Here is a 19,177-nt window from a genome sequence, read left to right on the forward strand (position 1 = left end):
CATCGTCAGCAACCCCGCCGACCGGCCTCCCGGCGTCCGTTCGGCTCGCTAGCATCGCGCGTCCCTTGGACTACCCGAACGAGACCTTCACCGCCGCCGAGCGCACCCGCCTGGCACCCCACTTCAGCGACCTCGACGGTCCCGTCTTCGCGCTGACGAACCTGCCCGAAACGGTCAAGGGCGCCCTCTTCGCGCGCTACTCGCGCTATCCCGGCACGCTGCGGCGGCTGTTCCTCGACGAGTTCGCCGACTCGCTGCCGGAGCTGCCGGCCGGTTGGGACACGACCGGCGAGGGCGACCGCGCCGCGCAGCTCTACGAGCGGATCTTCCTCGGCTACGGCGACGACTCGGTCGCGCAGCTGGGCGGCGCCCACGTCGCCTGCGAGTGGGTCTCCAACGTGCTGACGAAGGTGCTCCAGCGGCCCCGCCTCGGCGCCTATCTGGAGCAGTCGACGCGCTACATCGCCTACGACGCGCCGATGCCCGGGGGTGGCTACCGCTACTACCGCGATGCCGCGCTGGGTCCCGAGTACGCCGCCGCGATGGACGAGATCTTCGCGATCTACTCGGCCGCGATCCCGGTCGTGACGGCGTCGGTCGCCGAACGCTTCCCGCGCGGCGATGGCGAGTCGGAGGCGGCCCACGCGCGCGCGATCAAGGCGAAGGCCCTTGACCTGCTGCGCGGCCTGCTGCCGGCCGCCTCGCTGTCGCACATGGGGATCTTCGCGACCGGACAGACCTACGAGCAGCTGATCCTCCACCTGCTCGCCCACCCGCTGCCGGAGGCGCAGCGCTACGGCCGGATGCTGCTGGAGGCGGTGCAGGCGACGATCCCGAGCTTCGTCACGCGCATCGAGCGGCCCGACCGCGGCGGCGCCTGGGTCGACTACCTGCGCACGCGCACCGACGCCGGGCGCGCCTGGGCACGGCGCCTCGGGCTCGACGAGCACGAGCAGGGCGAGGGCGCGTCGGTCGCGCTGCTGCGCGTCGACGGCGACGAGGACGACCTGCTCGCCGCGCTTCTGTTCGAGGCGACCGGCGCCCCCGAGGAGCGCACGCGCGCGACCGTCGCCGGCCTCGACGACGATCACCGCGCCGAGCTGCTGCGCGACCTGATCGGCGCGCGCGACAACCGCCGCCATCGCCCCGGCCGCGGCTTCGAGGCGCTGCGCTACCGCTTCGAGATCGTCTCCGACTACGGCGCCTTCCGCGACCTTCAGCGTCACCGCATGCTGACCGTGCAGTGGCAGGGGCTCACGCCCGCGCTCGGCGCCGAGGTGCCCGAGGAGGTCGAGCAGGCCGGCGCCGGCGACGCCTACCGCCGCGCCCTGGAGATCTCGCGCGTCGAGTACGAGCGGCTCGCCGGCCAGGGGCTGCGCGACGCCGCCCAGTACGCCGTCTGCCTCGGCTACCGGATCCGCTACGTGCTCGACATGAACGCGCGCGCCGCGATGCAGCTGATCGAGCTGCGCTCCGGCCGCGAGGGCCACCCCAGCTACCGCGCCGTCGCGCACGAACTGCACGCGCAGATCGCCGCCGTCCACCCGGCCGTCGGCGCCGCGATGACGCACGTCGACCGCACCGCCGAGCCGCGCCTGGAGCGGATCCTCTCGGAGATGCGGACCGAGGCCAAGCGCTCCGCCGCGCAGCAGTAGGGAACGTCCGATGAGCGAGCCCGCGACCGGTCAACGGCTGTGGGTCGAGGCGTTTCGCGTCGAGCGCGCGGGGATCGACCCGCTCGCCGGGCTGGCAGGCGCGGTCGCGACCGGCGGCCCGCTGGCGCTGGGGGTCGCCGTCGGCGAGCCGGCGATCGGCGTGATCGGCTGCTTCGGCGGGCTCAACGCGGCGCTGGCCGTCCCGCGCGGGCCGCTGCGCGAGCGGCTCGGCTGGGGCATCGGGGCGGCGCTGCTGTGCACGCTCGCGGTCGCGCTCTCGACCTTCGTGCAGCCGAGCGCCGTCGCGACCGTCGTCGCCGCTTTTCTGCTCGTCGCGCTCGCGACCGCGCTGCGCTGCTTCGGTCCCGACGGCGGCCTGACCGGCTTCGTGATCGGCGCGATCTTCACGATCACCGCCGGGATCCCCGCGGAGGGGCTCGACGTCGGCGAGCGGACGCTGTGGTTCGCCGCCGGCTCGGCGATCGGGGTCGTGCTGATGGTGCTCGCCTACGCGCGCGACCACCCGCTCGACGCGGCCCACTCGGTCACGTCGCGAGCCGGCGCGGAGGCCGCCCTGCCGCTGCGCGCGGTCCTCGCCGACGGCGCGCGGCAGCTGCGCGAGACGCTCGCGCACGACGCGCTGCTGCGCGCGCACGCGCTGCGGCTCGCGACCGTCGTGGCGCTGACGACCGCGCTCTACAGAGCGTTCGAGCTGGAGCACGGCTACTGGATCCCGCTGACCGTGCTGGCCGTGCTGCAGCCCGACGAGCACGCCAGCCGCGTGCGCGCGCTGCAGCGCGGCCTCGGCACGCTGATCGGCACGGTCGTGATCGCGCTGCTGATCATCCTGACCGGCCAGCAGTGGGCGATGGTGGCGGCGCAGACGCTCTGCGCCTTCGGCCTCTTCGCGCTGTTCGCGCGCGGCTACTTCTGGCTCGTGGTGCTGCTGACGCCGACCGCGCTGCTGACGATCAGCGCGGTCGACTACGAGGGCGCCGGGATCGCGCTGCAGCGGGCCGGCTGGAGCGCCGTCGGGATCGTCACCGGCCTCGCGATCGGCGAGCTGGTCTGGCGCCTGGCGCCGCACCTGCCGTCGGTGCGGCGCCCCGTCCGTTGATCAGCCGCGCGCTCTCGCGAAGCTGGTCGACGTGACCGTCCGCCCTCTCGGCGGATCGAGCGAGAGCTCGACGAGCGCGCCGCCGGCCTCGATCACCTCCGCTCGCTTCGCCGCTGGGATCGCGACGTCGATCGTGCGCACCGCGCGGCCGGCCGGCAGCCTCCCGCTGGCCGACGCGATCACCGTCTCCGCCACTGCCGCGTTCGCGCGCGGCCCGGCGGTCGCCGCCGACCCCTCGCCGAGGCGCCCTCTGCCGGCGCGCGGCGCCAGGAAGATGCGGATTCTGTATCTGCAGCCGCTCGGGCATCTCGCCGTCGCTCTCGCTCTTCTGGCGCCTCTGTCGACGGTCGGCCGCTGCGCCGGTGCCGGCGGCGGTGCCAGCAGCTCGTCGCCCTCGTCGACGTAGGTGCTGTACAGCCGCATTCTGCCGGTGAGGACGGTCTTGCACGTTCTCAGGTCGGGTTCGACGAAGGTCCCCGGGCATCTTCTCGGCGTGTTGCGGACGCGGCCGAACTTGAGGTCGATCTTGTCATCGCCCAGCTGGTCCTGCGGCACGACGATCTCCGCGCGCAGGTGGTCGGCGCCGAGGTAGCCGGGCGTGTGCGGCTGTATCCCGAGCGTGAATCTGCCGGTGCCGAAGGTGCAGGTCTGCGCGAAGGCTGCCGCCACGACCGGCGTGAAGCCGATCGTCGTCGGGCCCGCGTTCGGATCGAAGACTCTCAGCGGATTGGCGACGCCGGCGAGGCCGATCGTGAGCGAGTCGTCGTTGCAGTCGTTGACGTCGGGCGGGCTGTCGTCGCCGTTGACGTAGTGGCTGTCGGCCTCGGAGTAGAGGATTCTCAGCGTCTCGGCCGCTCTCTGCGTGATCAGCCGGCGCTCGATGAACTTGAGGCCGTAGAGCCAGCCGGTCACGCCGATGCGCGAGGTCGTGCTGCGCGTGACGCGGCCGTTCTCGCTCGCCTCGGTCGTGTCGTAGAGCAGCTCGGCGCTGAACCACGCGTCGTAGACGTGTCTGACCTCTGCCTGCGCCGCGCCCGGCGCGGCGGCGAGCGCGACCGCGCACGCCGCGGCGCCGGTCAGCGCACGAGCGCCTCTGAACATGAAAGCTCCTGCGTTGGACTGTCCTGGACCACTCCAGGCTCCCGCGCGCAGGCATCCCCGCACATCGGGGACCACCCTTGCAGCGGGAGCAGCGCGGATGCGGGCTATCCCGCTCTGACGAAGCTCGTCGAGTTGACCGTCCGCCCCCGCGGCGGATCGAGCGCGATCTGGACGAGCGCGCCGCCGGCGTCCACGATCGTCGCCCGCTTCGCCGCCGGGATCTCGACCGCGAGCGACTTCGCCGCGCGGCTCGCCGGCAGCCGCCCGCTGCGGCTGGCCACGATGACGTCACTCGCCGCCGCCGCGGTGCCGGCGCGCGGGGCCGACGACGAGGAGCCGCCGAGCCGTCCTCTGCCGCCTCTCGGCGGCAGGAAGATGCGGATGCGGTACTCGCAGCCGCGCGGGCATCTGACCGTCGCTCTCGCTCTCGCGGCGTCTCTGTCGAGCTTCGGTCTGCTCGGCGTCAGTGGCGCCAGCAGGTCGTCGGCCGGCGGATCCATGTACGCCCGGTAGAGGCGGATCGTCCCGGTCAGCGCCGTGGCGCACGATCTGAGGTTCGGCTCGACGACCTCGCCGGGACATCTCACGAGCGACCGTGACGCGCCGGAGATCGGCACCACGATCTCGGCGTCTCCGAGCTTCTCTCTCGGGATCTCGATTCGCGTGCGCAGGTGCGTGACGGCGACGTCACGCGGCCCAAACATGCGGCCGCCGATGCCGAGCAGCCGGCCGCCGTTGGCACCGCAGCGGAGGTCGAAGGTCGCCATCGAGAAGGGCACGAAGGCGGCGACGGTCCGGCCGGCTCTGGGGTCGTAGACGTGCAGCGGGGTGAGCGTGCCGGCTGCTTCGAGTCTGCCCGTCGGCGCCGAGCATCTGTAGTCCTCCGGCGGGTTCTCCCAGCGGTTGACGTAGTGGCTCTTCGCATCCACCTGCTCGAGGATCTCTCGCGTCGCGAGCTTCTGCGGAAGCAGCGCGCCGTCGAGGAATCTGAGGTCGTCGAACCAGCCCTGCAGCACGAACTTCACCGTCGTGTCGCGCGTCACCGTCCCGCCCTCGGTCGCCTCCGCTGTCTGGTAGACGACGCCGACGCCGTACCAGGCGGTGTAGACATATCTGACCTCGGCCTGCGCGGCCGGGGCCGTCGCCGCCAGCGCGAGCGCGGTCGCGCCGGCTGCAACGAGCGCGCGAGCGCTGCTGAACATGGGATCTCCTGGGGATGGACGATCGTGGATCGCCCCAGGCTGGCGCGCGCGGGAGGGGCCCCGCAACGGGGCCCTCCCGCGTGCTCAGCCGACGCTCGCTCGCTCAGCCCCTCGCCCGCTCCGCCTCCAGCTGGCGCAGCTCGATCCGGCGGATCTTGCCGGTCAGCGTCTTCGGCAGGCCGTCGACGAACTCGACCTTGCGCGGGTAGGCGTAGGCGGAGAGGCGGTCGCGCACGAACGCCTTGATCTCGCTGGCCAGCTCGTCGGAAGGGTCGCTGCCGGCGGCGAGCACGACGAACGCCTTCACGACCATCCCGCGCCGCTCGTCGGGCGAGGCGACGACCGCCGCCTCGGCGACCGCCGGGTGCTCGAGGCAGACCGATTCGACCTCGAACGGGCCGATCCGGTAGCCCGCGGCGATGATCACGTCGTCGGCGCGGCCCTCGTACCAGTAGTAGCCCTCGGGATCCTGCGAGGCGGCGTCCTTGGTGTGGAACCAGTCGCCGCCGAAGGTCTCCTCGCTCGCCTCCGGCTTCTCCCAGTAACCGAGCGGATAGTGGGGGTTGGAGCGGGCGCGCAGGCAGATCTCGCCGCGCTCGCCTTGCGCGACCGGTTGCTCGTCCTCGTCGAGGATCGCGACCTCCCAGCCCGGCACCGGCTTGCCCATCGACCCCTCGCGCACCTCCATGAAGGGGTAGTTGGCGACGAGCGGATAGGACTCGGAGAGCCCGTAGTAGTCGAGCACGGTGACGCCGTACTGCTCGCGGAACCAGCGGATCGCCTCCGGGTTCAGCGGCTCGCCGGCGGAGCAGACGCGCCGGAAGCGCTGCGGATATCTCGAACCCGCATCCTCGATCGACATCATCGAGCGCATCGCCGTCGGCGTCGTGAAGACGTTCGTGACCTCGTGGCGGGAGAGGAAGTCGAGCTGCTTGCGCGGGTCGAAGCCGCCCTCACGCTGGTAGACGACCTGGACCGCGCCCAACCGCCACGGCCCCAGCAGCGGCGCGATCCCCGCCGCCCACGCCCACTCGCCCATGCCGTGGAAGCGCTCGCCCTCCTGCACCTCGTGGCAGTAGACGAACTCCTCGTGCGCGAGCAGGTAGCGGTGGGCGTGCACGATCCCCTTCGCGAGGCCGGTCGTGCCGGAGGTGTAGTAGAGCTGCGCCGGGTCGTCGGCCGCGGTCTCGACCGCCTCGAACTGCTGCGCGCCGGTCGCCAGCAGCTCGTGGTCGAGGATCAGCACCTGCTCGACGAGTGAGCGATCGATCCGCTCAGCGTTCTCGGCGTTGGTGACGAGGACCTTCGCGCGCGAGTCGGTCAGGCGGTGGCGGATCCCCTCGTCGCCGTAGAGGACCGACATCGACAGCAGGATCGCCCCGCACTTCCAGGTGCCGAAGAAGGCGGCGGCCGTCTCGGGCGTCGGCGGCAGCAGCATCGCGACGCGGTCGCCCTGCTCCACCCCGGCGGTCTGCAGCACGCTCGCGAAGCGGTTGGACAGCTCCTGCAGCTCGCCCCACAGCACCTCGCGGACGGTTCCGGCGAAGTCCTCGTGGATCATCGCCAGCTTGCCGGGATCGTGCTTGTCGCAGACGTCGGCGGCGATGTTGTAGCGCGCCGGGACCTCCCAGCGATGCTCGGCGCAGGCCTGCTCGTACGAGCTGTACGGCATCTCCCCTCCTCGGCTCGTGCCGAGGCGCCATGCCCCGGCGCGAGCGAGCCTACGCGGTCATCGTGCGGCCCGCCACCCCACGCCAGCTAGCGCCGTGTCTAAGTGGTCATGTACGCTCACTTAGATGCGCTCGTACGCGCGCACAACACAGGTCGTTGTCCAGGGAGGGCACAGGAGGATGAGAGAGTTGAGCAGCGGCAATCCCGCACACGGGAAAGGACGCCGCCGGCTCGGCGCGTCTCTCGTAGCACTCGCGGTCGTGGCCTTGATGGCCCTGCTGTCGGCATGCGGCGGCGACGACGACACGTCGTCGACGCGGTCGGGCACCATTCCCGGCCCGGTCCCGGCGGCCGGCGAGATCGATCCGTCGAGTCCGTCGGGCCGCAACTGGCCCGTGACCGGTGGTGACTACGCCCACACGCAGTTCTCGCCGTTGAAGCAGATCGACACGGACAACGTGAAGGATCTCAAGGGCGACTTCATGCTCGACCTCGATTCGGGGACCGAGGCGAAGTACTCGCACGAGGAGAACATCCTCGCGATCAACGGCGACCTCTACATCTCGACCGGCGCCAACGACGTCTTCGCGATCGACAGCCGTGCGAAGCGGATCAAGTGGAGAGTCAACGGCGACCTCGACCCGAACATCTCCAGCGTCTGCTGTGGCTGGGAGTCGCGTGGTCTCGGCTACAACGGCACCGACACGCTCTACTCGGCGCGCATCGACGGCAGAGTCCAGGCGCTCGACCTCGAGACCGGCAGAGTCAAGTGGGACGTCAAGGTCTTCGACTGGAGAACGGACAACGCGACCTCGATCGCGGCGCCGCTCTACTACAACGGCCTCGTCTACATCGGCAACTCCGGTTCCGAGTACATGGCGAGAGGCCGTGTCACGGCGCTCGACGCGAAGACCGGCGAGCTGAAGTGGCGCTTCTGGACGACCGGCGACGGCAACGACCCGGTCGCCGACCCGACGTGGGAGGGCGACAGCGCCAGAACCGGCGGCTCCGGCCTCTGGAACGCCCCGGCCGTCGACAGAGAGCGCAACCTGCTGATCTTCGGCACCAGCACCTCCAGCCCGGACGTCAACGGCTCCAGACGCGGCGGCGACAACCTCTACTCGAACTCGATCGTCGCGATCGACGCGACGAGCGGCAGATACAAGTGGCACTTCCAGCTCGTCAGACATGACATCTGGGACAACACGGTCAGCAGCCCGGTCGTGCTGTTCGACGCCGAGATCGACGGCGAGAAGGTCCCCGCGGCGGCGATCGCGCCGAAGATGCCGTGGGTCTACGCCGTCGACCGACGCGACGGCAGACCGATCTACCCCGGCAGAGAGACGCCCGTCCCGCAGGCGCCCGAGAACAAGACGGCCGCGACCCAGTGGATCCCGTCGACGCCCGCCCTGATGCCGCTGAGAATCACCGACGACCAGTTCGCCAGACTCGTCGAGCAGATCCGCACCTCGCCGGCGCTCCCCAACGCGGGGCAGGTCAGAATCAACCGTCCTGAGGACGGCAACGCAGCGGAGCTGGTCTACATGGCGAACGGCACCGAGTTCGGTGCGGCAGTCACGATCGGCGCACCGAGCGGCGGCACGACATGGGCGCCGATGAGCTACAGCCCCGAGACGCACATGCTGTACGTCTGCGGCCAGCAGAGCGTCGGCTGGAGCGCGCAGGGTCCCAGAGACGGCAGATTCACCGAAGGCGTCGTCGACCTCGGCGGCGGCCTCGGCACGCTCGGCTTCGACACGCCCGGCTACCTGACCGCGCTCGACGCCGACACGAACATCCCGAAGTGGACGTATATGCTGAAGAACGAGGCGGGCAGACCGCAGTCGTGCTACAGCGGCTCCGCCGCGACGGCCGGCAACCTCGTCTTCGTCGGCAAGAACGACGGCCGTCTCGTCGCCCTCAACGCGACGGACGGCAGAGAGCTGTGGGACTTCCAGACCGGCGCCGGCGCCAACGCCCCGGCGACCGTCTTCGAGGTCGACGGCAAGCAGAAGGTCGCGATCGTCGCCGGCGGCAACGCGCTCGCCGGCTCGCCGCACGGCGCCAACCTGTGGGTCTTCTCGCTCGACGGCGACGTGATGGAGCTCGACGGCACCGGAGACGGTGAGTCGATCACGCACGGCGGGCAGGAGCCCGCCGCCGACGATGAGGCCGCGGGCAGAAGAGACGGCGATGAGGCCGCGGGCAGAGACGGCGACGAGACCGCCTCCGCCAGACCGGACGCGGCGGCCGGCAGAACGGTCTTCGCCGACAACTGCGCCACCTGCCACGGCGTCACCGGCAGAGGCGGCAACGGCGGCCCCGACCTCACCGCGATCCCCAGCGCCAGGGACCTCGACGCGGTCATCAGACAGACCACGGACGGCGGCAGCGCCATGCCCGCCTTCGGCGACTCGCTCTCCCCCAAGGAGATCCAGGACGTCGCGGCCTTCGTGACCAACGGCATCAACTAGCTGGTTCAGCGACGGCTGCCGGCGCTCGGCGCCGGCAGCCGCGCGAGGCGATCCGGGCGCGCCGACCTCACGGTCTGCGCGCCCGGCGCCGTTAAGGGACTAGTCGCCCTGCTTCTCCGCGTCCTGGATCTGCGACTCGAGCGCGGCCATCACGCTCGGGTCGCGCAGCGTCGTGACGTCGCCGAGCGCGCGGCCCTCGGCGATGTCGCGCAGCAGGCGGCGCATGATCTTGCCCGAGCGCGTCTTCGGCAGGTCGTCGGCCCAGATGATCCGCTTCGGGCGCGCGAACTTGCCGATCCGCTCGGCGACGACGGCGCCGATCTCGGCGACCAGCTCGTCGGTCCCCTCGATCTCGCCGTTGAGCGTCACGAAGGCGGCGATCGCCTGGCCGGTGTCGTCGTCGGACTGGCCGATCACGGCCGCCTCGGCGACCTTCTCGTGCGCGACGATCGCCGACTCGACCTCGGCCGTCGAGAGGCGGTGGCCGGAGACGTTCACGACGTCGTCGATCCGCCCGATGATCCAGAAGTAGCCGTCTCTGTCGGCGCGCGCGGCGTCGCCGACGAGATAGGTCTCCTTGCCGAAGCGGGCGAAGTAGGTCTCGACGAAGCGGTCGTGCTCCTTGTAGAGCGTGCGCAGCATCGACGGCCACGGCTGCGTCAGCACCAGCAGCCCCTGGCCGCTCTCGACCGGCGTGCCGTCGGCCTCGCTGACGACCTCGGCGAAGACGCCCGGGAATGGCCTCGTCGCCGAGCCCGGCTTGGTCGAGGTGATCCCCGGCAGCGGCGTGATCATGATCGCGCCGGTCTCCGTCTGCCACCACGTGTCGACGATCGGGCAGCGGCCGCCGCCGATCACCTTGTGGTACCAGAGCCACGCCTTCGGGTTGATCGGCTCGCCGACCGATCCGAGCAGCCGCAGCGCGCTCAGGTCGTAGCCCTCGGGGATCTCGTGGCCCCACTTCATGAAGGTGCGGATCGCCGTCGGGGCGGCGTAGAGGATCGTCGCTCTCGTCTCCTGCGCGACCTCCCACCAGATCCCTCTGTGCGGGTAGTCGGGCGCGCCCTCCCACATCACCGACGTCGCGCCGTTGGCGAGCGGGCCGTAGACGATGTACGAGTGGCCGGTGATCCAGCCGACGTCGGCCGCGCACCAGTAGACGTCGCTCTCCGGCTTGAGGTCGAAGACGTGTCTGTGCGTCGTCGAGACGCCGGTGAGGTAGCCGCCCGTGGTGTGCAGGATCCCCTTCGGCGAGGCGGTCGAGCCCGACGTGTAGAGGATGAACAGCGGATGCTCGGCGTCGAGCGGCTCGGCCGGGCAGACGGGGTCGGCGGCGGCGCAGACCTCGTCGTACCAGACGTCTCTGCCGTCGCTCATCGGCACGCCGTCGAGACCGGCGTGTCTGACGACGACGACCGTCTTCAAGCTGTCGAGATCGCCCATCACCTCGTCGACGCTCGCCTTGATCGGCGCGGTCTTGCCCTTGCGGCGGGCGCCGTCGACGGTGATCAGCACCTTCGCCTCGGAGAACTCCATCCGCTCCTTGACCGACTCGGCGCTGAAGCCGCCGAAGACGACGTTGTGCGGCGCGCCGATGCGGGCGCAGGCGAGCATCGCGACGACGACCTCGGGGATCATCGGCAGGTAGATCCCGACGACGTCGCCCTGCCGCACGCCGAGGTCCTTCAAGGCGTTGGCGAAGCGCTGCACGTCGCGGTGCAGGTCGGCGTAGGTGACATCCCGCCGCTCGCCCTCCTCGCCGCGCCAGTGGTAGGCGACGCGATCGCCGATGCCGGCCTCGACGTGGCGGTCGAGGCAGTTGTACGAGGCGTTCAGCTTGCCGCCCGTGAACCACTTGTAGAACGGCGGGTCGCTGTCGTCGAGGACGGTCTCCCACGGCTCGAACCAGTGCAGCGCCTCGGCCTGTCCGGCCCACCAGCCCTGCGGATCCGCGGCCGCCTGCTCATAGATCGCCGGATCGCTCAGGAGCGCCTGCCGGCGAAACTCCTCCGGCGGATCGAACCGCTCGATCTCCAGCATCTCGTCGAGCTCCCGCTCGAGCGTCTCGCCGTCTCCTGCTGCGGTGCCTGCCATCTCGCTCCTCTCTCGTCCTGCGTGCCCGCCGAGAGTTTTACCCGTCTGCGGGCGGGAACGGGATTCCGCCCGCTGACGGGAGGGAGCGGTGCGGGTGCGCTACTGCAAGCCCTGGCGCGCTTCGCGCACGAGCGTGACCGCCTCCGGGAAGACGACGGCCATGACGCTGCGGATCTGCTGCGCCTGCTCCTCCGTCGTGCCCTGGATGTTCACGCGGTTGACGGCCGCGACCGTCAAGTCGACGGCGAGCTTGATCGCGTTGTCCGCCCACGCCAGTCTCTGGGCGCCCTGCATCTGGTCCGCGAACTCCGCCATCTTGCGCTGAAGCTCGTCCGGATCGCCGAAAAGTCCTCCGAAGCCTTCCATGAGAAGGATCCTACTCCCCCGCGCTCGCCGGCCTGGGGAGCCCGGCGCGGCGCCCTCGCGGGGGCGCGCCGGCACAGCGCGACGGCGTAGGCTCCAGGCGATGACCGAGACCGTCGAAGGCGCGGGCGTCGCGCTCGCCGCTGACCCGCGCGGCGCCGGGCCGACCGTCCTGCTCGTGCACGACCTCGCGGCCGACACGCGCGCCTGGGAGCCGCTCGTCGCCGCGCTCGGCGACGGCGTCCGCACGCTCGCCTACGACCGCCGCGGCTACGGCGCCAGCGGCGCGCCCGAGCCGTACGAGCGCACGACCGTGCAGGAGCAGGCGGAGGACGCGCGCGCGGTGCTGGGGGCGTTGGGCGGTGCCGACCCGCTCGCCGTCGGCGCGGGCTTCGGCGCGCTGATCGTGCTCGACCTGCTCGTGCGGCTGCCGGGGCTGCTGCGCGGCGCCGTGCTGATCGAGCCGCCGGCCTACCAGTTCTCCGACGCCGCGACCGCGGTCCTCTCCGAGCAGCGGTCGCTGCTGGAGGCGGCGCTGCGCGACGGCGGCCCGGCGAGCGCCGTCGAGGCATGGCGGCCCGGCGCCGACGCTGCCGTCAGAGCCGCCCACCGCGCCTTCTTCGCCGACTTCGGCGGGCTCGCGAGCTGGCCGGTGACGCGCCGCGAGCTGCGCGCCGTCGCCGTCCCCGTCGCGCTCGTGACCGGCAGCGCCACGCCGCCGCACCTCGTCGAGACGACCGACGCGCTCGCCGCGCTGATCCCCGCCGCCCGGCGCACAGCCGACGGCGAAGCGCTCGCGGCGCTCCAAGCCCTGCTCTAGCCGATCACTGCGGGTCTGTACATCGCATCGATGCACAAACCCGCGCTCATGCCGGATCCAGCTCCCAGCTGATGCCGGCGTCGGCCAGGGCGTCGAGGAAGCTCGCCGGATCGAAGGCGCTCGCGGGGGCGTGGACGCCGACGCCCGCGAACTCCGGCGCGAGCATCCGCACGGCGCTCTCGACGACCGTCACCGCCGTCAGGCCGTAGACGTCGCTCCCGCGCACGACGCCCGCGCGCGAGCGGCCGTCCTCGCCCTGCGCGACCGCGACGACGGTGAAGCGCGCGGCCTGCCGCTGCTGCTCCGACGGCCCCTCCGGCAGCCGGTCGACGGCCGCGTGCAGGAGGCTGCCCAGCGGCGTCCGCAGCGCCAGCGTGAAGGCCGGGATCAGCAGCGGCACCAGCGGCGCGGCGGCGGCGCTGCCGACGAGCGTCTCGACCGTCATCAGCGTCGTCAGACGGCGCGTGCGCACGTGGCGCGGGACCATCGCGACCTCGCCCGACGGGTACCGCATCACCGGCTGCCAGCCGACCGGGTCGGGGAAGCGGAAGCGGGCGCGCGGCGTCCGCAGCGGCGCCGGGCGCCAGTCGCCGTCGTCGTAGACGAGCCCGCCGTCGCGCGCCTGCTCCAGCGCGGTGCGGGTCGTGCCGCGCGTCGGGCGCACGTCACGTGTCGCGTAGGCGATCGTCAGCTCGCGCAACGGCTCCAGCCCCCGCGCGGCGAGGTGGGCGATCAGGTCGCCGGGCACGTAGTCGAAGCCGGCGGCCGGCACGACCGCGACCTCGGCGGCGCGCGCGGCGTCGTCCCAGCGACGGTGCAGCAGGTCGATCCACGGCTGCTCGCCGGTCGTGTCGACGTAGTGGCTGCCGGTCTCGATCGCGGCGCGCACGATCGGCTCGCCGTAGCGCATGAACGGACCGGCGCAGTCGACCACGACGGCGCAGTCGCCGAACAGGTGGCGCAGCCCGTCGCGGTCCTCCAGCTCGACCGCGTGCGTCGGCACGTCGCCGCCGAGGCTGTCGGCCAGCCGCGCCAGCTTGCCGGCGTCACGGCCGGCGAGCACGCAGTCGAGCCCGCGGCGGCGCAGCTCGTGCGCCACGAGCGTCCCGGTGTAGCCGGTCGCGCCGTAGACGGCGATGACCCCGTTCGCCATCGCGCGAGTCTATCCGCGGCGGCGCGGCCGCACGCCGCCTCGGTCGCCGCCGCCGGTCCGCGCACCAGGCCGCCCGGCGGGCGCGCGTCGTCGGCGCGAGCGCCCGGTTAGCATGTGCGCACATGGCCACGAACGACTTCCTCCAGGCGGAGGCGCACGGGCGCCGGCGCGTGGCCATCGTCTCCGGCGTCGCCGCGATCCTGGTGCTGGCCTCGCCGCTGGTCGGGCGCGTCCTGATCGGCTCCGACATCCCGGACAACGCGATCGCCAACGCGCTGCTGCAGGCCGACCATCGCAGCGCCGTCCTGCTCAGCGCGGTGCTGTCGGCGCTGGGGCTGCTGGCGATCACCTTCGTCGGCGACTTCCTGCTGCGCGCCGTCGGCAACCGCACGAGAATCCAACCGTTCGTGCGGCCGCTGCTGGTGCTCGGCGGCGTCGGCCTGGCGATCTTCAGCGTCGTGCTGCAGATCGTCTCCGCGATCCGGCTCGACCACTTCGCGACCGAGAGCACGCTGACCTGGGAGGAGCTGAAGGAGGCGCAGAGCTACGGCCCCTTCATCTTCGTCGGCATCGTCTTCCAGTTCGCCTTCGCGATCGGCCTGATCCTCGTCGCGCTGAACGCGATGAGAGTCGGGCTGCTGACGCGCTTCCTCGGCTACCTCGGCGTCTTCAGCGCCGTCCTCTTCGTGATCGCGCTGCTGCCGCTGCCGATCGTCCAGGCGTACTGGCTGGCGATGCTGGCGCTGCTGCTGTGGAACGTCGGCGGCGCGAGAGAGCCGCCGTCGTGGGCGAGCGGCAGAGAAGAGCTGTGGCCGACCGCGGCCGAGATGCGCGAGCAGCGCGTCCGCGCCGCGGAGGAGAAGCGCGGCGGCGGCAGCGTCGACGCGGTCGTCGTCGACGACGACCCGGACGGCGACGGCCAGAACGCCTTCGGCCAGCCGGCCGCCGCCAAGCGCAAGCGCAAGAAGCGGCGCTGAGCCCGCGCGCGCCGCTGCGGCGGCGGGCGCGTCGCTGAGCGTCAGTCGGGCTGCGGCACGTCCCAGTCCTCGAGCGCGCCGGCGCGGTAGAGCGTGCGCAGCGCGATCGCGGCCTCGGGCATGAACTGCGCTCCGACCAGCCGCTCGCATTCGGCGACCGCCTGGTCGAGCGGCAGCGGCCGGCTGTAGGGGCGGCTGACCGTCATCACGTCGAGCGTGTCGGCGATGCTCATCAGCGCGCCGCCGGAGCTGATCTCGGCCGCGCCCAGCCCGTCGGGATAGCCGCGGCCGTCGGGCCGCTCGTGATGGCTGCGGACCCACTGGACCTGCTCGGGCAGCAGCACGCCGTCGACGATGTCGGCACCGAGCGCGGCGTGGCGCTTGATCACCTCGTACTGCTCGGCGGTGAGCCGGCCGGTCTGCAGCAGGATCGCGTCGGGGATGCCGATCTTGCCGACGTCGTGGACGAGCGCCGCCTCCTTCAGCAGCCGGATCCGCCGCTCCTCCCAGCCGCAGGCGCGCGCGAGCTGCTCGACCAGCCGCGCGACACGCTCGGAGTGGCGGCTCGTCGTCGGGTCCTTCGCGTCGATCGCGCGCGCCAGCGCGGTGATGCCCGCGAGCGTCTTGCGCCGCAGCAGCGTCTCGGCGCGGTCGGTCGGCGACAGCTCGTGGACGATCGACGGCTCGAAGGTGCAGACGAGGTCGCGGCCGTTGAGCTTGGCCCAGTAGAGCGCGCCGTCCGCGCAGGCGAACAGCAGCTCGCCGTGGCCGGCGGAGGCGAGGTCGGCGAGGCCGGCCGAGGCCGTCAGCGCGGTGCGGTGCTCGCCGAACGGACTCGCGCCGATCGCGGCGCAGGCGCGCTCGACGACCGGCCGCGCGATCGACGGCGTCCAGCCCGGCATGATCAACGCGAACTCGTCTCCGCCGATCCGCGCCAGCAGCTGGCCCGGGGCGGCGAACTCGGTCAGCCGCTCGCCGACCTCGGCGAGGATCGCGTCGCCGGCGAGGTGGCCGTGCAGGTCGTTGGCGTCGCGGAAGCGGTCGAGGTCGAAGACGGCGAGCGTCAGCGGCCGCGAGCGGCGGCTGGCGTCGGCGGCCTCCTCCCTCAGCCGCGCGTGGAAGACGCGGTGGTTGGCGAGGCCGCTGACCGGGTCGGTCGCGGCCATCCGCGCCAGCCGCTCGTGCGCGTCAGCGTTGCCGATCGCGACGCTGAGCAGCTCGGCGAGGTCGCGCTGGCGCCCGATCGACGCCTCGTCGAAGGCGTCGGCTCTGAGGCTGGTGAGGCCGAGCGCACCCCACAGCTTGCCCTCGACGTAGATCGGCACCTGCAGCCACGCGACGCGCCCGGCGGCGCGCAGGCGCGCGCCGTGCTCCTTGTCGTCGGCGCGCACGAGCACCGGCTCGCCGGTCGCGCGCAGCTCGTCGAAGATCCCTTCGTCGTCGACCTGGTCGCCGGTCACCACGAGCAGCGGCGACGGATGGCGGGTGGAGACGCCGACGACGCGCACACGATCGGCGCCGGTGAACTGGACGACCGAGCCGCCGTCGACCCCCTGCAGCCGTGCCGCCTCGTCGGCGACCTGCGCGAACAGGCGGTGCGGCGGCGAGCGGCGCGCGACAGCGGCGGAGATCCGCGCCATCGCCGCCTGCTCGGCGGCCAGCTCGGCCGAGCGCGCCTCCGCGCGCTTCTGCACGGTGATGTCGTGGAAGGCGACCAGCAGCCAGTGCTGAAAGGGGGTGGCGCTGACGGCGAACCACGTGTCGAGCGGTTCGTAGCGGTTCTCGAACTGAACCGGGATCTGCTCGTCGCGGGCGCGCGTCAGCTCGCGCTCGACGATGGTGCCGCGCAGGTCCGGGTAGCTCTCCCACATCGTGCGCCCGATCAGCTCGTCGGCCGGTCGCCGCAGAAGCGCCGCGCCCTCCTCGCTGATGAAGGCCAGCCGCCACTCCTCGTCGACGAGATAGATCGGCCCAGGGAAGCGCGCCAGCAGCTCTGACTCGTTCGACCGCAGGGTGGTCGCCCATCTCTCCACATCGCGACTCTTCCCTGCTGGCGCCGCGCGCGCCAGCCCGCGTGCCGATCTTGGCGCGCGGGAACTGCGATCATGTACTCTGGTTTCTTGTAATTAGGAGGAAGCGGCGGCGATACTGGCGCGCATGCTGCCTCGGACAAGGCGCGCTGTCCTCGTCGCCGTCGCCGCCGCCATCGCCCTGCCCGCCAGCGCGCAGGGCGCCGCCGCGCCGACCTTCGCCCCCGTGATCGCCGAGCCCGCTCAGCGGCTGACGACCTGCTCGCTGCCGTGCGCGGGCAACGACCTGGTCACGGACGCCGGCGACGACGTCGTGATCCTCATCCGTCCCAAACCGCGCACCGCCGAGGTGAGCGTCGCCAGAGCGCTGCTCGTCCTGCAGGGCGATCACGACCCGACCGTCGAGGAGCTGGCGGGAACCAGCGATGGCTCCGGAGACCCGCGTCAGGTGACGATCGCGGTCGGCGACCGCCTCGCGCCGGATCACTACGACGGCGCGCTGCTGCTGACGCCGAGCTCCAGCGCCGACCAGGTCGTGATCCCGTTCTCGCTCGACGTCCGCTACGGCCCGCTGCTCCCGCTCCTCTTGCTGGTCTTCGGCCTCTTCTTCGGATGGCTGATCGAGCGGATCTTCAAGCTCGCGCCCAAGCGCGAGTTCAGCACGGCCGCCGAACGGCTGCGGCAGCGGATCAACGCGCTGCCGGCGAGCGAGAAGGCGCTCTTGACGCCGCTGTTCGACGCTACGCGCGAGCTGCGCGGACAGGACCTCGCGACGGCCACGAGACAGCTCGATTCACTCGAGGCGGCCGTTCGCGCGCTGCGGCAGAGCCGCGATCTGCAAGACGCCGCGCTGTCGGACCCCTTCCGGATGACGCTGGTCGCGTGGGTCCAGCGGCTCGAAGGGACCGTGGGCGCGCTCGGGGACGCGATCCGCTCGTACGCGGCTGGATTCGACAGAGAGGTCGCCGCTGTGCAGCGCGCCGCCGAGGAGCTGATGCAGGCGCACGCCGCCGGGCTGCAGCTCACCGACCTCAGCAGCAGAGCTGAGCAGGCCGCGCAGAAGGACGCGGCATACGACGCCTTCACGCAGACGGTCGAAGCCGCCCGCAGAGCGATCGCGGACGTCTCGCCGGACCCGGGCGACGCGGCCCCCGCGCTGCCGCCGCTGCTCGCCGAGGTGCGGCGGCGATATGACCTGCTGCAGCCGGCGCAGGCGGCCGCCGCGCCCGGGACGCCGCTGCCGGCGGGCGTCGGCGGCGTGCTCGGCACGGCCTCCGCCGCGCTGCCCGCGACGGTCCTCCTCACGTCGCCGGGAGCGACCTTCGACACGCTCGCGGACATCGCGAAGACGGCGATCCCGATCGCGTCGGGCATCGTCGTGCTCGTCGTGCTGGCGATCGGCTTCAAGCTGACCTACCTCGACGACGCGACCTTCGGGGCGAGCATCAGCGACTGGTCGGCGCTCTTCGTCTGGGGCCTGGCCGCCTGGGGGACGCGTCAGGCGCTCACGGGCCTCGGACCACCGGCGGCGAAGGCGTGAGCGATGGAGGCTTCGGGCTTCGGACAACTCGACGCGACCTACCAGGTCCTCTCCGACGTCCTGCTGCGTCTCCCGTTCCTCGACGCGCCTGACGTCGGGCTGACGATCCGCCGCGCGACCGCCGAGACGGGGCTCGACTTCGAGCAGCGCCGGACACCTGTCGCGGCCGTCGGGCTCGACCGGCAGCATCAGACGGTGACGGTCTTCCTCGCGGAGGACGTCAAGCTCGACGGAGCCAGCGTGGCGGAGGCCCTCGGCCTCGGCGGCGAGGTCCTCACGCGCTACTCCGGACCGATCCTGCCCGCGGCGCGCGGCGGAGAGTCGGTCTCAGGCGACGTCGGCGGCGGTGAGACCGGAACGATCACCTGCGTCGTCGAGGACAGCGCCCAGCAGCCGCTGCTGCTCGGCTGCAACCACACGCTGGCAGGTGTGAACCGGGCGGTCCGCAGAACCGACACGGTCCGCCAGCCGGGCGCGGCGGCGGGCGGCCTCTCGCCCGCCGACACCGCCGGGCCGGTGCGCGACTTCGAGCAGCTCCAGCTGGGCGGCGTCACCGCCAACGTAATGGATGCCGCGGTCAGCGACCTGCGCGACGCGACGCAGGCGCATCCGGGCGTCGTCGGCATCGGCCCGATCGCCGGCATCGGCGCCGCCGCGCACGGCGACGCCGTCGAGAAGGTCGGCTGGAGCACCGGCCACACGAAGGGCACCTACCAGTACGACATGCGCTACACGACCGCGTTCGGCAACACGCCGGCGCTGTTCGAAGGTCAGATGGGGATCGTCGGCAGCGGCCAGCCGGGCAGCTTCGCGCAGCAGGGCGACTCGGGCGCACCGGTCCTGCTGCCCGGCTCCTCGGAGCTGGTGGGCATGGTGGTCGGCGTCGCCAACGGCCTCGACCTGACCTTCGTCTCGCCGATCGTCCCCGTGCTCAGCCGCTTCGGGGTCACACCGATGCCGTGATGCGCCTCCCCGGCGGC

The 19,177-nt window shown here is 72.2% G+C and carries 14 protein-coding genes; 7 read left to right on the forward strand and 7 right to left on the reverse strand.

From position 1 onward, the window contains the following. Nucleotides 1–65 precede the first annotated feature (65 nt). Together R7226_RS05350 and R7226_RS05355 are read left to right on the forward strand one after the other, a co-directional pair. Nucleotides 66–1,655, forward strand: a complete 1,590-nt coding sequence (locus tag R7226_RS05350) for an FAD-dependent thymidylate synthase (protein WP_318596005.1) — start codon at nucleotides 66–68, stop codon at nucleotides 1,653–1,655. Nucleotides 1,656–1,665: 10 nt separating this feature from the next. Next, a complete protein-coding gene (locus tag R7226_RS05355; protein WP_318596006.1) occupies nucleotides 1,666–2,772 on the forward strand; it encodes an FUSC family protein in 1,107 nt (368 codons plus the stop codon). On the opposite strand, the gene R7226_RS05360 is transcribed toward R7226_RS05355, so the two are convergent. The 3 genes from R7226_RS05360 to R7226_RS05370 all read right to left on the reverse strand — a co-directional run bounded on the left by R7226_RS05360 (nucleotide 2,773) and on the right by R7226_RS05370 (nucleotide 6,747). After that, complete coding sequence (locus R7226_RS05360; RefSeq protein ID WP_318596007.1) at nucleotides 2,773–3,873, reverse strand: hypothetical protein; 1,101 nt, start codon at nucleotides 3,871–3,873, stop codon at nucleotides 2,773–2,775. A gap of 104 nt (nucleotides 3,874–3,977) precedes the next feature. Beyond that, nucleotides 3,978–5,075, reverse strand: a complete 1,098-nt coding sequence (locus tag R7226_RS05365; protein ID WP_318596008.1) for a hypothetical protein — start codon at nucleotides 5,073–5,075, stop codon at nucleotides 3,978–3,980. 103 nt (nucleotides 5,076–5,178) lie between these two features. Next, a complete protein-coding gene (locus R7226_RS05370; RefSeq protein ID WP_318596009.1) occupies nucleotides 5,179–6,747 on the reverse strand; it encodes an acyl-CoA synthetase in 1,569 nt (522 codons plus the stop codon). A gap of 268 nt (nucleotides 6,748–7,015) precedes the next feature. Here R7226_RS05370 and R7226_RS05375 point away from each other — a divergent pair, with 268 nt between their 5' ends. Next, on the forward strand, nucleotides 7,016–9,220 hold the full coding sequence (locus R7226_RS05375; protein WP_318596047.1) for an outer membrane protein assembly factor BamB family protein: 2,205 nt from the start codon (nucleotides 7,016–7,018) through the stop codon (nucleotides 9,218–9,220). Nucleotides 9,221–9,319: 99 nt separating this feature from the next. Here R7226_RS05375 and acs read toward each other — a convergent pair whose 3' ends face one another. Together acs and R7226_RS05385 are read right to left on the reverse strand one after the other, a co-directional pair. Next, nucleotides 9,320–11,314 carry an acetate--CoA ligase gene (gene acs, locus R7226_RS05380; RefSeq protein WP_318596010.1) on the reverse strand — a complete coding sequence of 665 codons (1,995 nt, stop codon included), beginning with the start codon at nucleotides 11,312–11,314 and terminating at the stop codon, nucleotides 9,320–9,322. Between the two features lie 99 nt (nucleotides 11,315–11,413). Then, the gene (locus tag R7226_RS05385) at nucleotides 11,414–11,680 is read right to left on the reverse strand and encodes a hypothetical protein (RefSeq protein WP_304722490.1); all 267 of its coding nucleotides are present in this window, start codon (nucleotides 11,678–11,680) and stop codon (nucleotides 11,414–11,416) included. Between the two features lie 100 nt (nucleotides 11,681–11,780). On the opposite strand from R7226_RS05385, the gene R7226_RS05390 reads away from it, so the two are divergent. Further along, nucleotides 11,781–12,497: an alpha/beta fold hydrolase gene (locus tag R7226_RS05390; RefSeq protein ID WP_318596011.1), complete on the forward strand. Its 717-nt coding sequence runs from the start codon at nucleotides 11,781–11,783 to the stop codon at nucleotides 12,495–12,497. 46 nt (nucleotides 12,498–12,543) lie between these two features. On the opposite strand, the gene R7226_RS05395 is transcribed toward R7226_RS05390, so the two are convergent. Continuing rightward, nucleotides 12,544–13,650 carry a saccharopine dehydrogenase family protein gene (locus R7226_RS05395; RefSeq protein WP_318596012.1) on the reverse strand — a complete coding sequence of 369 codons (1,107 nt, stop codon included), beginning with the start codon at nucleotides 13,648–13,650 and terminating at the stop codon, nucleotides 12,544–12,546. Nucleotides 13,651–13,772: 122 nt separating this feature from the next. On the opposite strand from R7226_RS05395, the gene R7226_RS05400 reads away from it, so the two are divergent. Continuing rightward, a complete protein-coding gene (locus tag R7226_RS05400; RefSeq protein WP_318596013.1) occupies nucleotides 13,773–14,627 on the forward strand; it encodes a hypothetical protein in 855 nt (284 codons plus the stop codon). Between the two features lie 41 nt (nucleotides 14,628–14,668). On the opposite strand, the gene R7226_RS05405 is transcribed toward R7226_RS05400, so the two are convergent. Next, entirely contained in the window at nucleotides 14,669–16,660 is a 1,992-nt protein-coding gene (locus tag R7226_RS05405; protein ID WP_318596014.1) for a sensor domain-containing diguanylate cyclase/phosphohydrolase, read from the reverse strand. Between the two features lie 124 nt (nucleotides 16,661–16,784). On the opposite strand from R7226_RS05405, the gene R7226_RS05410 reads away from it, so the two are divergent. Together R7226_RS05410 and R7226_RS05415 are read left to right on the forward strand one after the other, a co-directional pair. Then, nucleotides 16,785–18,197: a hypothetical protein gene (locus R7226_RS05410; RefSeq protein ID WP_318596015.1), complete on the forward strand. Its 1,413-nt coding sequence runs from the start codon at nucleotides 16,785–16,787 to the stop codon at nucleotides 18,195–18,197. A gap of 3 nt (nucleotides 18,198–18,200) precedes the next feature. After that, nucleotides 18,201–19,160 carry a chymotrypsin family serine protease gene (locus R7226_RS05415; RefSeq protein ID WP_318596016.1) on the forward strand — a complete coding sequence of 320 codons (960 nt, stop codon included), beginning with the start codon at nucleotides 18,201–18,203 and terminating at the stop codon, nucleotides 19,158–19,160. Nucleotides 19,161–19,177 lie beyond the last annotated feature (17 nt).

This window comes from Conexibacter stalactiti, assembly GCF_033542075.1.
In the GTDB taxonomy this organism is placed as follows: domain Bacteria; phylum Actinomycetota; class Thermoleophilia; order Solirubrobacterales; family Solirubrobacteraceae; genus Conexibacter; species Conexibacter stalactiti.

Coding starts and splice junctions, on each gene's coding strand:
- R7226_RS05355 (WP_318596006.1), top strand. CDS start 1,666: ATGAGCGAGCCCGCGACCGGTCAACGGCTGTGGGTCGAGGCGTTTCGC.
- R7226_RS05360 (WP_318596007.1), bottom strand. CDS start 3,873: ATGTTCAGAGGCGCTCGTGCGCTGACCGGCGCCGCGGCGTGCGCGGTC.
- R7226_RS05365 (WP_318596008.1), bottom strand. CDS start 5,075: ATGTTCAGCAGCGCTCGCGCGCTCGTTGCAGCCGGCGCGACCGCGCTC.
- R7226_RS05370 (WP_318596009.1), bottom strand. CDS start 6,747: ATGCCGTACAGCTCGTACGAGCAGGCCTGCGCCGAGCATCGCTGGGAG.
- R7226_RS05375 (WP_318596047.1), top strand. CDS start 7,016: ATGGCCCTGCTGTCGGCATGCGGCGGCGACGACGACACGTCGTCGACG.
- acs (WP_318596010.1), bottom strand. CDS start 11,314: ATGGCAGGCACCGCAGCAGGAGACGGCGAGACGCTCGAGCGGGAGCTC.
- R7226_RS05385 (WP_304722490.1), bottom strand. CDS start 11,680: ATGGAAGGCTTCGGAGGACTTTTCGGCGATCCGGACGAGCTTCAGCGC.
- R7226_RS05390 (WP_318596011.1), top strand. CDS start 11,781: ATGACCGAGACCGTCGAAGGCGCGGGCGTCGCGCTCGCCGCTGACCCG.
- R7226_RS05395 (WP_318596012.1), bottom strand. CDS start 13,650: ATGGCGAACGGGGTCATCGCCGTCTACGGCGCGACCGGCTACACCGGG.
- R7226_RS05400 (WP_318596013.1), top strand. CDS start 13,773: ATGGCCACGAACGACTTCCTCCAGGCGGAGGCGCACGGGCGCCGGCGC.
- R7226_RS05410 (WP_318596015.1), top strand. CDS start 16,785: ATGCTGCCTCGGACAAGGCGCGCTGTCCTCGTCGCCGTCGCCGCCGCC.
- R7226_RS05415 (WP_318596016.1), top strand. CDS start 18,201: ATGGAGGCTTCGGGCTTCGGACAACTCGACGCGACCTACCAGGTCCTC.